General features: G+C 39.9%; 15 protein-coding genes. 2 read left to right on the forward strand and 13 right to left on the reverse strand.

The genetic code is table 11. The features are described from left to right. Positions 1 to 86: 86 nt before the first annotated feature. The 3 genes from ACPWSO_RS13730 to ACPWSO_RS13740 form a co-directional block, all read right to left on the reverse strand. Complete coding sequence (locus ACPWSO_RS13730; RefSeq protein ID WP_426084145.1) at positions 87 to 944, reverse strand: glucosaminidase domain-containing protein; 858 nt, start codon at positions 942 to 944, stop codon at positions 87 to 89. 428 nt (positions 945 to 1,372) lie between these two features. Further along, entirely contained in the window at positions 1,373 to 3,364 is a 1,992-nt protein-coding gene (gene tkt / locus ACPWSO_RS13735; protein WP_426084146.1) for a transketolase, read from the reverse strand. A 98-nt stretch (positions 3,365 to 3,462) separates the two neighbouring features. After that, positions 3,463 to 3,705, reverse strand: coding sequence for a DUF896 family protein (locus ACPWSO_RS13740; protein WP_426084147.1), 243 nt, complete (start codon positions 3,703 to 3,705; stop codon positions 3,463 to 3,465). 151 nt (positions 3,706 to 3,856) lie between these two features. Here ACPWSO_RS13740 and lexA point away from each other — a divergent pair, with 151 nt between their 5' ends. Beyond that, positions 3,857 to 4,477, forward strand: coding sequence for a transcriptional repressor LexA (lexA, locus tag ACPWSO_RS13745; RefSeq protein WP_426084148.1), 621 nt, complete (start codon positions 3,857 to 3,859; stop codon positions 4,475 to 4,477). Positions 4,478 to 4,591: 114 nt separating this feature from the next. Here lexA and ACPWSO_RS13750 read toward each other — a convergent pair whose 3' ends face one another. The 8 genes from ACPWSO_RS13750 to ACPWSO_RS13785 form a co-directional block, all read right to left on the reverse strand. Continuing rightward, positions 4,592 to 5,401, reverse strand: a complete 810-nt coding sequence (locus tag ACPWSO_RS13750; RefSeq protein ID WP_426084149.1) for an alpha/beta fold hydrolase — start codon at positions 5,399 to 5,401, stop codon at positions 4,592 to 4,594. Between the two features lie 21 nt (positions 5,402 to 5,422). Continuing rightward, a complete protein-coding gene (locus ACPWSO_RS13755) occupies positions 5,423 to 5,917 on the reverse strand; it encodes a dihydrofolate reductase (RefSeq protein ID WP_426084150.1) in 495 nt (164 codons plus the stop codon). A 20-nt stretch (positions 5,918 to 5,937) separates the two neighbouring features. After that, positions 5,938 to 6,885, reverse strand: a complete 948-nt coding sequence (locus tag ACPWSO_RS13760) for a thymidylate synthase (protein ID WP_426084151.1) — start codon at positions 6,883 to 6,885, stop codon at positions 5,938 to 5,940. Between the two features lie 14 nt (positions 6,886 to 6,899). Beyond that, complete coding sequence (locus ACPWSO_RS13765) at positions 6,900 to 8,789, reverse strand: ABC-F family ATP-binding cassette domain-containing protein (RefSeq protein ID WP_426084152.1); 1,890 nt, start codon at positions 8,787 to 8,789, stop codon at positions 6,900 to 6,902. Between the two features lie 279 nt (positions 8,790 to 9,068). Beyond that, positions 9,069 to 9,533, reverse strand: a complete 465-nt coding sequence (locus tag ACPWSO_RS13770; RefSeq protein ID WP_426084153.1) for a hypothetical protein — start codon at positions 9,531 to 9,533, stop codon at positions 9,069 to 9,071. Between the two features lie 47 nt (positions 9,534 to 9,580). Continuing rightward, positions 9,581 to 9,787, reverse strand: a complete 207-nt coding sequence (locus ACPWSO_RS13775; RefSeq protein WP_426084154.1) for a hypothetical protein — start codon at positions 9,785 to 9,787, stop codon at positions 9,581 to 9,583. Positions 9,788 to 9,973: 186 nt separating this feature from the next. Then, entirely contained in the window at positions 9,974 to 10,822 is an 849-nt protein-coding gene (locus ACPWSO_RS13780) for a DegV family protein (protein ID WP_426084155.1), read from the reverse strand. Positions 10,823 to 10,902: 80 nt separating this feature from the next. Then, a complete protein-coding gene (locus ACPWSO_RS13785) occupies positions 10,903 to 12,039 on the reverse strand; it encodes an LCP family protein (RefSeq protein WP_426084156.1) in 1,137 nt (378 codons plus the stop codon). Between the two features lie 188 nt (positions 12,040 to 12,227). Here ACPWSO_RS13785 and ACPWSO_RS13790 point away from each other — a divergent pair, with 188 nt between their 5' ends. Then, on the forward strand, positions 12,228 to 12,980 hold the full coding sequence (locus tag ACPWSO_RS13790) for an alpha/beta hydrolase (RefSeq protein WP_426084157.1): 753 nt from the start codon (positions 12,228 to 12,230) through the stop codon (positions 12,978 to 12,980). Positions 12,981 to 13,021: 41 nt separating this feature from the next. Here ACPWSO_RS13790 and pheA read toward each other — a convergent pair whose 3' ends face one another. Both pheA and ACPWSO_RS13800 read right to left on the reverse strand, forming a co-directional pair. Beyond that, positions 13,022 to 13,879, reverse strand: a complete 858-nt coding sequence (gene pheA, locus ACPWSO_RS13795) for a prephenate dehydratase (RefSeq protein WP_426084158.1) — start codon at positions 13,877 to 13,879, stop codon at positions 13,022 to 13,024. A 9-nt stretch (positions 13,880 to 13,888) separates the two neighbouring features. Then, complete coding sequence (locus tag ACPWSO_RS13800; RefSeq protein ID WP_426084159.1) at positions 13,889 to 14,392, reverse strand: shikimate kinase; 504 nt, start codon at positions 14,390 to 14,392, stop codon at positions 13,889 to 13,891. Position 14,393: the final 1 nt, after the last annotated feature.

Consider the following 14,393-nt stretch of genomic DNA (forward strand, 5'->3'; position numbering starts at 1 on the left):
AAAGTCCTTTGAACGCTTCATGAAATTTAGCGTTTAGTCTAAGTTTCATGAACAGTTACTTGGCTTTCTGTCTTTTTTTTCTTTTGTTAACGAACTTCAAGAACCTGTCCTACAGTAATCATATCACTTGATAAGCCATTTAAAGCCATCAACTGATCCACCGTTAACCCATAGCTCTCTGCAATTCCCCACAGGGTATCGCCGGAATTTACTGTATAATTGGAAATGCCTGATTCTGCGTAAATCACTGCCTGATTTTCAGCAGCAGTTGAATAATAGCTATAACCCGCCGTTCCTGTATCAAACCTTGTTAAAGCATATGCTTCAATCAGCCAATTTAACTTTTGCGCATAATCAGGATCTGTTGCATAAGTACCGGTCAATGCAGCAGTTGCATCCATATAGCTGCTTGTATTACTTTTCCATACACCTGCATAGTGATAATCCCCATAGCCTGAAACAGCCGACAAAATCACATTGGCATGATCCTGAAAGGATTCATAATAAGAAGAATAAACTCTAAAAGGTTCAGCGGCGATTAACCATTCATCATTAAGGTATTCTGAAGTGGTCATATAAACAGTTTGTCCCATGTAGCTTCCCTTCACACCAAAAAGATTGTAATTTGGTGCTGCTGCCAATTGAGAATTGCCATAGCTGCTTTCGAGCAATGCTTGAGCAATCATTACTGAAGCGTACAAATCATTGGCACTAGCCACAGATGAAGCAGAATAACCGATTGATTCAATGAAGCTTTCTGGAGAAACGGAAGATATTTGTTCATATTCAGTTGCTTCAACTTCTTCAGAACCAGCAAATACTCCGCCAATTAATGGAACAGATAATAAAGCAACTCCCATGCCGGAAGTAAAGCGGTGACGGTTCTTTTTCTTTTGAATCGTTCTTTTCACATGCCTGCTGCTTCGTGTTTCACATTTTTCCATTCACTTTTTTCCTCCTCAAACTGATAACGTAGTATTAGTTTAAAATGATTTGAAAAAAGAAACAACGATATAGAATCAGAAAAGAATAATTTAAAGGAATAGAAATTTTTTTGTAATATTTTTGTTTTCATATAAATAAATTCATTTTTTTATTTGAGTATTATATAGACGATGTTTTTACGAGTTTAAAATAAGCAAATAAAAATAATAACTAATGTTACTATTTCAATAAGATTACAAGTAAAACAAAGTCGAAAATCTCTACTTAAAACCAGTTGGCAGATATTTGGAGATTCAAATAAAAAAACCTGAAACAAAATCAGAGATTTTCTGCATTTTGTTCCAGGTTCTTGTGTTCTATTCTGTTTTTACGCTTACCATGACCATAGGGCTAAAATTAGTCATTCGTCTATTAGTTAATTTTAGAATTATAATGCTGTGTATTTTTCAACAACATTTTCAACAGTAAAGCCGAATTCTTTCAGTACAATGTCGCCTGGTGCTGACGCACCGAAATGGTCAATAGCGATTATCGCTCCATTACCAACATAACGCTCCCAGCCAAATGGCGAAGCAGCTTCGATAGCGACACGCTTTGTCACTTCTTTTGGTAAAACAGCTTCTTTGTATTCAGCTGATTGTTGTTCAAACAAATCAAAGCTTGGCATGGAGACAACAGAAACATCTTTTCCTTGTTCAGCTAAAGCTTTTTGTGCTTCAACAGCTAAATTCACTTCAGAGCCTGTAGCGATGAGAATACCTTCCGGCTTCGCTCCTTTTTGAGGAGAAATAACATAGGCACCCTTAGCAACTGTTTCAACTGCATTTTCCTTTGTTCCTTCAATCACCGGCAAATTTTGACGGCTCAATACAAGGATTGTTGGTTTGTCGGTTGTTGTCATCGCAATTTTCCAGGCCGCAACTGTTTCATTGCCGTCTGCTGGACGAATTACTTGGACACCTGGCATACAACGAACACTTGCCAGCTGTTCAATTGGTTCATGTGTTGGACCATCTTCCCCAACGGCAACTGAATCATGAGTTAGAACATAAGTTACTGGTGTGTGTTGAATTGCAGCAAGTCTGATAGCTGGACGCAGATAATCGGTAAATACAAAGAATGTACCACCGTAGACTTTTGTTCCGCCATGAAGCTGAATGCCGTTCATCGCAGCTGCCATCGCAAATTCACGAACACCAAACCAAATATTACGACCTTCGTATTGTCCAGGTTCAAAGTCTTTTTCTCCTGCAACCATCGTATTATTCGATGCTGAAAGATCGGCTGATCCACCCCAGAAGCTTGGTACAGCTTTAGAAATCGCATGAATTGTCTCTTTACTTGTCACTCGGCTTGCAGCACTGCTGCCTACTTCGTATATTGGTAACTCTTTATCCCAATTTTCAGGCAGCTTCCCAGAAAACGCTTCTTCATATTGTTTAGCAAGCTCCGGATGAGCATTACGATAGTTTTTAAACATTTCGTTCCATTTTGCTTCTGCCTTTTCTCCTTCAGCAATCATTGCTTCTTTAAAGCGTTCCGCAACTTCCTCTGGAACAGAAAAATCAGGAGCCTCCCAGCCATAGACAACTTTCGCTGCATCAATTCCTTCTTGACCAAGTGGAGCGCCGTGAACAGCCGATGTGCCTTCTTTAGGAGAGCCGTAGCCGATAACTGTCTTCACTTCAATCAATGTTGGTTTATCGGTTTCTGCCTTCGCTTCCTCAATTGCTTTCGAAATTGCTTCCAGATCATTACCGTCTTTTACTAGAATATGCTGCCAGTTATAAGCTTCAAAACGAGCGCCTACATTCTCAGTAAATGCTTTTGAAGTAGGGCCGTCTAGAGAGATATCATTCGAATCATACAACACAATTAACTTGCCCAGTTTCATATGACCAGCCATCGATGCAGCTTCTTGAGAAACGCCTTCCATCAAATCGCCGTCCCCGCATAATGCATAGGTGAAATGGTCTACAACCGGGAAACTGTCTCGGTTATAAACTGCTGACAAATGTGCTTCCGACATTGCCATCCCAACAGCCATAGCAATTCCTTGTCCAAGAGGACCAGTTGTCGCTTCCACGCCGTCTGTATGTCCGACCTCCGGATGTCCAGGTGTCTTGCTGTCCCATTGGCGGAACTGCTTCAAATCATCAATCGTAACCTGATAGCCAGATAAATGAAGCAAGCTGTATAACAATGCAGAGCCATGACCAGCTGATAACACAAATCTGTCGCGGTCAGACCAGTTTGTTGAGGTCTTTGGATTTACTTTTAGATGCTTCGTCCATAATGCGTACGCCATTGGCGCAGCTCCCATTGGTAGACCCGGATGTCCGGAATTCGCCTTTTGGATTGATTCGATGCTAAGCATACGCACCGTATTAACACCAAGTTGATCAGTTTTGTCGAACAAAAAAATCATCTCCTATTTAGGTTTTTTTTACCTTTATTAAATCCATTGTACCTTAAGTTATTTATGAAAGCAATTACTTTTGGTAAAAAGAACTATAATTAATCGCGATTATGCAGTCCTTTTTCCTTTTGAATTTGTTTCAGTTTTTCAGGAGTCACGTCGTTTCCTTTCGGATCAACAACTTTCATTCCCTCTATATGATGGCGCATTCCTTTACGAAAGGTCTGCAGGTATTCTTCTCTAAGCTGCTTTTGCTCCTTTATTTCCGCAGAGGTTAGTTCCCTCTCTTTCTTCTTACGGGCCAGCTCATTGATTCGAGCTAGTTTTTCTTTTGACAGCATGCTACGTTCCTCCTTTATCAATCATTCTTATCTTATAAGAAGCCGGCAAAAAAAACAACTATCTTTCTCTCTAAAAAAGACGAACGCTTGTTTGATTTAAAAAGACAAGTATGTTAGACTGTAACTATAAATTGGAAAGAAGGTGTGGATATTGGCTAAACGTACCGAAACAAGACAAGTCGAAGTATTAAAATATATATATGAACAAGTTGAACTCAAAGGATATCCTCCAACCGTTCGCGAGATTGGAAAAGCGGTGGATCTTTCCTCTACCTCCACTGTTCACGGTCATCTGGCAAGATTGGAAAAGAAAGGTCTAATTCTCAGAGACCCTACAAAACCGCGGGCTATTGAATTAACTGCAGAAGGTCTGGAAAAAATCGGCGTACAACCGACAACAATCCCAATGCTCGGTGTAGTTACTGCCGGCGAACCTATCCTCGCAGTTGAAGAAGCGTCAGATTTCTTCCCATTGCCGCCTGATTTAAAAACAGAACAGAATGCATTATTCATGCTGACTATTAGAGGAGAAAGTATGATTAACGCAGGAATTCTTGACGGTGATCAAGTAATCGTCCGTAAGCAGCAGGCTGCTACAAACGGGGATATTGTAATTGCCATGACTGATGAGGATGAAGCCACCTGTAAACGATTCTTTAAGGAATCTGATCATATCCGGCTACAACCTGAAAATGATCTGCTTGAGCCTATCCGTCTAAACAATGTTACCATTCTTGGTAAGGTTGTCGGCTTGTATAGAAATCATATGTAAAGTCGTTCATAAAAAAGAGCGTGGGAAAATTTTCCTACGCTCTTTTTTTATTCTTGTGTTGGTGGAATAGCTGTCAGCACTTTTTAAAGATTTGGATACCTTGAACCCTTTATCTTAAACGTTCATTAGCCAGTTTTTGACTGTTTGATTGAACATAGCAGGTTGTTCGATTTGAAGATTATGCCCTGCAGTATCTAAAATAACAAATATTGAGCGGGTAAAACCATCAATCAAACGATAAGCATCCTGATAGCCTACACAGTCATCCTGTCTGCCAGTTAAGAAAACACTTGGCTTATCAAAATGAATCTCCTCAAAGCGCTCTTCAAACGACAGTGCGTAGCCTGTTTGCTGGTAGCTTTCTACAAACTCCTCATTTGCCCTTGCTAAACCTGGATAGATTTCATTTTTGTATCTCTGCCAGGTTTCATCAGTAGCGACAACAGCCATCTCCATAAAATCAGAAAATAGTGTTTGTTCACCATTATCGAGTAGTATTTGTTTTTTTATTAGAACCTCACGCGGCGGCAGCTTTCGTTTCGAGCGCTCAGCGATTGTACATGGACAAAGAAAAAAAACGCCGTCAATCCTGTCAGCTGCTAAAAAGGTTAAGCCAAGAGATAAGTAGCCTCCATAAGACTGACTCACAAGAAGATAGGATTGTTCACCAAGAACTTTTTTAGTGAAGCTCTGAATTATTTCAATCATTTTATCTGCGTTGCTGACTAGTCCGTTCCCATTTGATTTTCCTAGACCAGGAAGATCAATGTAAATTCTTTGATAACCCTGCATCTCTGCAAATATTGGTTCCAGGCAGCCAACCATGACCTCATGATCCTCTGGAAATCCATGAAGGCATAAAACCGGCTTGCCTTCTCCAAAAATTTCATAGTGAATCAGGCAGCCTTTAATCATGATTTCCATTTTTATACTCACCTTTCACATCTATGAAGATTTACGCTGATAGGTTTCAAACTCATGAGCATAGACATTTCCTTCATCCAGCTCGCCTTCACTCGTATTAATCATCGTCCATTCATCCCAGTCAACAGAAGGAAAATAAGTATCTCCTTCAAATGCTCCATGAATAACTGTTCGGTAAAGAATATCACAATACGGAAGAAAATCCTGATAAATTTTGGCGCCGCCTGCAATAAAGGTAATTCCTGAGAATTCTTCAGCATAGCTTAGAACCTCTTGAATATTGTTCATGATCATCACATTTGCTGCCTGATAAGAAGTATCTCTTGTCAATACGATTGTTTTACGGTTAGGAAGAGCTTTTCCACCCATCCCCTCAAAGGTGGTTCTTCCCATTACAATTGTATTGTTTTCAGTCATTTTCTTGAAGAACTTTAAGTCGTTTGGCAAATGCCAAGGCAACACATTCTCCTTTCCAATAATCCCCTGCTCATCCTGAGCCCAGATAGCTGCTAACATATTTTTAACTCCTTTCAGACCTATACCGCAATTGGTGCTTTGATAGCCGGATGCGGGTCATACCCTTCCAGTTTAATATCTTCCATTTCAAAGTCAAAAACCGATTGTTTTTCTGTATTTAAAATCAGTTGAGGAGCTGAACGGACTTCCCTAGTCAGCTGTTCCTCCATCTGCTCAAAATGATTTACATACAAATGAGCGTCCCCTAATGTATGAACAAACTCCCCTACTTCCAAGCCTGTTTCATGGGCAATCAAATGTGTTAAAAGTGCGTAGCTGGCAATATTAAACGGTACGCCTAAGAACACATCTGCACTACGCTGATACAGCTGACAGCTCAATTTTCCGTCATTTACGTAAAACTGGAACATTGTATGACAAGGTGGAAGCGCCATAGAAGGAACATCTTCAGGATTCCACGCAGAGACAAGCAAGCGGCGGGAATCAGGATTTGTTTTTATCATACGAATAACATCTTGAAGCTGATCAATAAATTCGCCATTCTTTGTTTCCCAATGCCGCCATTGAGCGCCGTAAATATTACCCAATTCTCCATGCTTTGCTGCAAAATCAGAATCATTTAAAATGTTTTCACAGAATAAAGCATGCTGTTTTTCATACTCTTGTTTGAACCCTTCATCAGTTAAGACACGATGACCAAAACCGGTCATATCTGGTCCAGTATAGTCTGAACTATTAATATAGCGTTCAAATGCCCATTCATCCCAGATATGATTGTTATGCTGTAGAAGATATCGGATATTCGTATCCCCTTTAATAAACCAAAGCAGCTCACTTTTAATCAAACCAAATGGAACTCGTTTTGTTGTCAATAAAGGAAAACCTTTTGATAAATCAAAACGCATTTGATGGCCAAAAAGACTTTTTGTTCCTGTTCCAGTACGGTCGCCTTTCAAATGTCCTTCATCTAGTATTTTTCTACCTAAGTCAAGATACGCATTTTCCATATGATCTCCTCCTGCTATTCGTCAGCAAACTGGCTTAAATAATCCCAGCGCTCGATTTTTTCTTCCAGCTGTTCTTCGATTTGGTCCATTTCTTTCTGCAGCTCCTGAAGACGGGCAAAATCATTTCCCTGATGGTTCATGTCTTCTGAAACCTGTTCTTGTCTTTTTTCAAGGACAGCAATTTCGTCTTCAATTGTTTCCCATTCCTTTTGTTCCATATAAGTCAGCTTTGATTTTTCTTTTTTAACTTTTACTTCCACCGCTGAATTCTTCACTTTTTTTGTATCCTGCTGTTCTTCTGCTGTCTGTTGCGCTAAATAAGCGCTCATTGTACCGTAGTAGGATGAAATCTCAGCATTTCCTTTAAAAAGCAGAAGCTTATCCATCGTTTTATCAAGAAAATAGCGATCATGTGAAACAGCGATTACTGTTCCGCTGAACTGATGGATATAGTCTTCCAGTACAGTCAGCGTATCGATATCCAAGTCATTCGTTGGCTCATCCAGTAAAAGCACATTTGGTTGACTAATTAATAGCTTCAGAAGATACAATCTTCGTTTTTCACCGCCGGAAAGCTTTCCAACCATCGTTCCATGCATAAAGCGGGGAAATAAGAAACGTTCCAGCAGCTCTGCCACGCCAACTGTTTCGCCGTCCACTGTTTTAGCTTCCTCTGCAGCCTCCTGCAGGTAGGCAATCATCCGTTTCTCAGGATCTATTTCTTCGTTCTCCTGTGTATAATAAGCCAGACGAACTGTTTCACCGATTTCGTACAGACCGCTTTCAAGAGGAACTCTTCCTGCGAGAATATTTAGCAATGTCGATTTCCCGGCACCATTTTTACCAGTTATCCCTATTCTATCTTTTGCTTGTATTAGCAATGAAAAATCATTGAGAAGCTGTTTTTCTTCAATTTTGTAATAACCATGCTGAATCTCCAACACTTTTTTCCCTAAGCGCTGGGAAGATAGATTGAGATCAACGGTCTCTTTTGCATTCACCTGATGAAGATTTTCTTTTAAGTCATGAAAACGTTCCTGACGAGCCTGCTGCTTCGTTCCTCGTGCCTGCACGCCAGCACGCATCCATTCCAGCTCCTGTTTGAACAGCTGCTTTCTTTTATTTTCCTGTTCAAGCTCTACCCGTTCTCGCTCAGCCTTCGCAGCAATATACGCTTCGTAATTTCCTTTATACTCATAAAGCTTCCCAAAAGAAAGTTCAAAAATTCGATTAGTCACCCGATCAAGAAAATAACGGTCATGGGTAACCATAAGCAGTGCTCCTGAATAGCTTTTCAGGTATTTTTCCAACCAGCTGATTGCTTCATAATCCAAATGGTTCGTTGGTTCATCCAGCAGCAGCAGGTCTGGTGCTTCAATCAGAGTCTGTGCCAGACTAACCCGTTTCTTCTGTCCCCCGGAAAGCTCGCCGACTTTTTTATTTAGTGTATCAATACCTAGCTTCTGCAGGATAATCTTGGCACTGGTATCTGCGGACCAGGCATCTTCTTTATTCATTTTTTCTTCCGCCCGCGTATATTGCTTTTGAACAGCCTCATTCATTCCATCCTGATCTAAAGCGATTAACGCCTGTTCATACTCTTTTACAGCCTGAATAATCGGTGTATTTCCTTGAAAGACAGCATCAATTACACTTAACTCATCGTCCAGCTCATGGGTTTGAGAGAGATAACCAATGCGGTAATCCTTTGCCTGTTTTACAGGAGAGATATCGCCATCTGCAGCATCCAGCCCTGCCAGAATATTTAGTAAACTTGTTTTACCTGTACCGTTAATACCAATCAGACCAATCCGATCTTTCTCATGTATCATAAAAGACAGGTTATCAAATAAAGTCTTCTCCCCAAATGTTTTGGTTAACTGCTCAACTCTTAGTTCTTTCACAAGCTCACTTCCTTTTCATCTTGACTATTGTAACAAAAAAAGCAAAAAAAAAGAAGCTGGTTTTCTTTTTCATAGATAAACGAGCTATTGAATTATTTTTTTACCAAAGTATGAACAATAAAAAAGTAAATTTCTATTGTATTCCCTGAGATAATTCTTTGTCGCAACAGTACACTATTCTGAAAACCAATGCGACTCTTCATTTGTCTTACAGTATCATTATTTTTTCAAATATTGGCAAAAATAAAGAGTGGAACATATAGAATCCCACTCTCTTGTCTAATCTTCAATTATAATATCGATATCCAAGTCCTTTGCCACCCGATCTGATAAAAAAGCCAGCATCGTTTCCAGAGGCATTTTGAAAATGAGCAGCGGACCTCGCCGGCCATTTCTAAAATAGTTCATTCGGATTTCCTGATTCTTAACAGAAAGAACAACTTTTTCCAGCTCAGAATAATACACACCACGATTGTCAAAGGAATTATTAATAATTTTTCCATCTGCTAATCCCCGACAGTCCAGCATGAAACTAAAAAGCAGACAAGATGTCATAATATCCTGCAGTTTGTCATTCAATGTTTGCGGTGCTGTCAGTCCAAAAAATAAGAAGACTGCTCCAAGACAAAGCCCGATAGCACTTGGTATTATCGAACGTTTAGCAAAAACAACAATACTTCTGCGAACCATAATTAAATAGATATATAACACAATGACAAACAACGTTAATACGATAGTGAACAAATCAATAATCAGAAAGACCTCCTTATTTTTGTAACAGCCCTCAAAGGCTATTCTTTAGATGCACTTTTTTGCTGATCAATTTCTGTCAGCTGCTGGTTTATTTTTTTTATCTTATCTTTACATACCAGTATATCCCGAATCATCTGATCGCGTTTATCCCCTTTAGGCAAACGATTGACCACTTGATAATAAGCAGCAAGTAGTTGGACATTCTTCATTTTTTCTTTCTGCAATCTATCTTCTTTTAATTTCATCGACATGTCTCCTTCAATGAACAATTCCCCTAAAATTCAATATACTGTACTAGTTTAACATACATCAGTCAGTCTGTTGAAATATTTCTTTTTATGGAAGATAACGGTTTGTTCTGAGTGAAATAAAACCAGGGAAAGCCTGCAACTGCTTGCCCCGGTCAATAATGTTAAATAAATGCTCAATTATTATTGTGCAGAAAGTGCAATCCCAATCGCTTTTTCACCAAGGTGGGTGCCAATAACCGGACCAAAATGTCCGATTTCAATCTCAGCCTCCGGATATTGTTCCTGCAGTTTTTTCTTCTCTTCCTCTGCAACTGCAAGATTATTGGCATGAATAACATAAAGCTTTACAGGATATTGTATTTCCTGATTTCTCTCACCGATAATTTGCTCCGCGCGTGTAAATGCCCGTTTAGTTGAACGGATTTTTTCAAATAAGACGATTTTCCCATCTTCAAACGTAAGAATCGGCTTGATTTTCAATAAACCGGCAATCAGTGCCGCACCATTCGTTAAACGTCCGCCCCGCACAAGATTATTCAGGTCTTCCACAATTAGATAGGCATACGTATTGTCTCTAATAATATCCATCTTTGCGAGAATAGCTTCAATGTTTTCGCCATTGTCTGAAGCAGCCAGCGCTGCCTCTACCATATGCCCCATTGGCATACTGGTAATTTTCGAATCATAGGGGTGTAAATCAATTCCTTCGATTGTTCCTTTCAAGGAGAACAGCGTGCCGACAAAGCCTGAAATTCCTGCTGACAAATGGATACTCAAAATTGTATCATATCCTTTTGCTGCAATAGATTCATAGAGCTCGATGACTTCTCCTAAAGCAGGCTGAGAAGTTGTTGGAAATTCTGAACTGCTGTTTAGCAATGCATAATACTCATCCGCCTCAATATCAATTCCTTCATTATAAATTTTGCCGTCTAAAATGACTGGTATAGGAATAATAAACAAGTCATTATGTTTTTTTATTCTGTCTGGTAAATAAGCTGTACTATCTGTTACCACAGCAAGTTTCATATTAAAAACCCTCGTTTCATATTTCTAAACTTAAATAAATATAACATACTCTGAATTAGATGAAAACTGTCTTTTTCATGCTAATTGGCTAAAAAACTCTGAACCGCCTGCTGATTCATCGGTAAATCTATTTCAAGAACACTACCGGCATAGTCATAGTAGCCGCTTGCCCAGGAATCTTCAACAGGAACTGTTAGGCGGTCAATCCCGCCAGCCCCCTTCAATGCTAGAGAAGGACCGTTTTTCAATAAGAAGGTTAAAGGAATATCATTTGCCATATATCCAACCAGTTTACCTGCTGATTCTGGTGTTCGCAGCAATACCATCGGTGATTTCAGTTGCGAAATGACGGCAGACATCACTTGCTGCTGTCTTCTTACCCGACCAAAATCCCCTTCTTCATCCATCCGGAATCGTGCATATTGGAGCAGAACATGCCCATCCATCTTTTGATTTCCCTGGTTAATGTCAACACCATCTAAATTCAGCGTTTTTTCTGCATCGATTTCTACACCCGAAGGGAATAAAGAATCGATTACTTTTTCGAAGCTTTGGAAATCAACCTTTGCATAGTATTTACAATCAATACCAAAGTTATTGGCTAATGTTTGACGAACTAGTTCTGCTCCGCCATATGCATAGGCTGAATTGATTTTATTTGCACCCACCTCAGGAATATCAACAAATGTATCCCGCATAAAGGAAATTAGTTTAGGCTTGCCGGAAGGTCCATCCAGTTGAAGAACCATGATGGTATCCGCACGTCCAGCATCTTCTCCTCTAGTATCACTACCCAATAAGAGAATATTGTTGGCACCGTCTGCACTGGTGACGCCATTAAATACTTCTGTTTCTTCTTTGGGAAGGGAGTCGTCATTTTCAGCCGCGTGCTTTCCCTTAAAGAAAAATACAACCGGCAGCACAATTAATAAAACCAGTACCAACAGAGCCCACTTAATCCATCTACGCTTGCCTTTCTTTTTTAGCTTTTTCGGCTTTTCAGGTTTATATTTTTTTGAACTTCTTGGTGGTTCCACAGGTATTTGCTCTTGTTGACGGCTATATGACTGGTTTTCCTGAGAATATTGTTCATCAGGCTGAACTTGTTTTTCGTACCGTTCATCCCTGTCTTTTTCTTTTCTAGGATTAAAGCTGCTTCTTTTTTCCGCAGCATCTGATTTTTTATGTATATCTTTATATCGGTCCATACGACTCATTGTTTGTACACCTCTTTTTCACTCTTATGGATAAGGATAACCCATTTTACAAAAAAAGTCTTTTCAGATTGTGCATTTTAAAAAAAATAAAAGGAATTTTTTTCCAGTATGTATCCGCTAGCCTTTCCAGCTATGTTATTCTATGTTTAATAAACACTTTTTTACTTTATTTAAGGAGGAACACTATTATGGCTTTTTTTGATATTGATTATTATTCGGCTGTACTTGGAATGAACACGAAGGTTTCCTGTATTTTGCCCAATAATGGAAGAACAAATATTCCTGTACTTTATCTGCTTCACGGAGTCGGGGGTGATTACACCTCCTGGTCACGCTTTACAGCTCTTGAGTCTTATGTAGATAAAATGAACCTTGCTGTGATTATGCCGCAAACATCTGCAGGTGCTTATACGAACACTACCTACCATATGAACTACTGGACGTATCTTTCGGACGAGCTGCCCAAAACAGTGCAAAATTTTTTCCCTCAGCTATCAAAGGAAAAAGAAAAAAACTATGCCGGAGGACAGTCTTTGGGCGGCTACGGTGCATTTAAACTGGGATTTGGCACAGATAATTATGGAGCAATTATCAGTTTGTCTGGAGCAGTTCATTCTATGGATCAGCTTGGTGAAGAAATCTTTCAGTTTGCACCAAAGGCATTCTGGACAGGGATTTTTGGAAATCTTGATGAGCTGCCAGGCTCGGAGAATGATATTTATGCTTTAGCTGAAAAGAAACTCACAGCTGGATTCGACTTTCCTGATATCTATTTGGCTTGCGGAACGGAGGATCCATTTTTCCCTGCAAATCAAAAAGCCGTAGAGCTTTTGAAACCCTACGGCATAAATGTACAATTACGCGCGACCAGCGGCGGTCATGACTGGCTTTATTGGAATCAGGAAATCAAACAAGCACTAGCTTGGCTCTCAGAAAGATAACCGGAGTAGTTTTGCTTACGCTAGTTTGCTGTCTCTCCCGTTTAGACACCGTGAATAGGATGGACAGCATAATTTCCAAAAACCTTAACTTCCCCGCCCATTAAACGGAGTTCCTCTAAGGCAAAATCTATCAATTCCTGAGGTTTATCCAAATGAATATCAATCAAAAAGAAATACTCTCCCAGAGTAGTTTTTAATGGCCGAGATTCAATTTTACTCAGTCCTATTTCCCGCCAGCTGAAAACAGAAAGTGCTTTGTGGAGTGCCCCCGGCATATTATTCGGCATAGTTACAGCCAAAGTCAGCTTTCGATTTTCAACTGGTATTTCTTCTAAATCAATCTTTTCTGAGCCGAGAACCCAGAATCTCGTACGATTGATGGCCACGTCCTGAATGTCTTCTTTTACAATAGTCAGACCATATTTTTCGGCCGATAACTTTGGTGCAATCGCCGCAATAGTCAGCTCTGGATGGGCAGCTACGAAATTCGCTGCATAGGCGGTGGATGGTGTCGCCTCCAAAACAGCATTAGGAAAATAGCGGCTTATGAACTCCTGTGACTGTGCCAGCGCCTGAGGATGAGAGAGAATTCGGGTAACCTGGTGCCAATTATTCTGATGATTTGTATTCACCATCAACTGCTGAAAAATCGGCAGTACTAGCTCTGCGCCTACAGGAATTTGTCCCTTTCCTTGATGAAATAGATAATCCACTGTTGTGTTGACTGATCCTTCAAGAGTATTCTCAATAGGCACCACACCTAAATCTACTTCATGAAATTCAACTCCCTTAATACATGCCGGTATTGAATGAAACGGTATTAACTCGGCATTGGGAAATGCCGTCTTAGTCGCTGTATGTGTGAAAGAGCTTTCCGGCCCTAAATAACCAACCTTCATTTATTTCACCTACCCTATACTATCGAGGATTTCAGCTGTAATCTCTTCCGGCGTACGCTGATCTGTATCCACAATCATGCTTGATGCTTCTTCATAAAACAAAATACGCGGTTCAAAAACCTGCTTTATTTCTTCCGGAGACTTTGAAACCACTAACGGACGAACTGTTGTATGGTCATTTTTTAACCGGGGAATAAAAACCTCTGGTGTTGTCTGTAAATAAATAACTGGTGCCATCTTTTTTAACAGCTCACGATTTTCCGGACGCATCACAATCCCGCCTCCAGTTGAAATCACATAATCGTGGTCTATATATTTTTTCAGTACAGCTGTTTCCTTTTCCCGAAAAGCAGCTTCTCCATATAAATCAAAGTATTCCTGAATGCTCATGCCGATTTCTTCAATGATTTTATCGTCAAAATCTATATGCTTCATTCCCGTCTTCTGAGAAAGCAGCTTTCCAACTGTTGTCTTACCAGCCCCCATGAAGCCGATTAACGTGATTCCCTGCATC

It is taken from the genome of Enterococcus sp. LJL51 (assembly GCF_049894025.1).
GTDB lineage: Bacteria > Bacillota > Bacilli > Lactobacillales > Enterococcaceae > Enterococcus_L.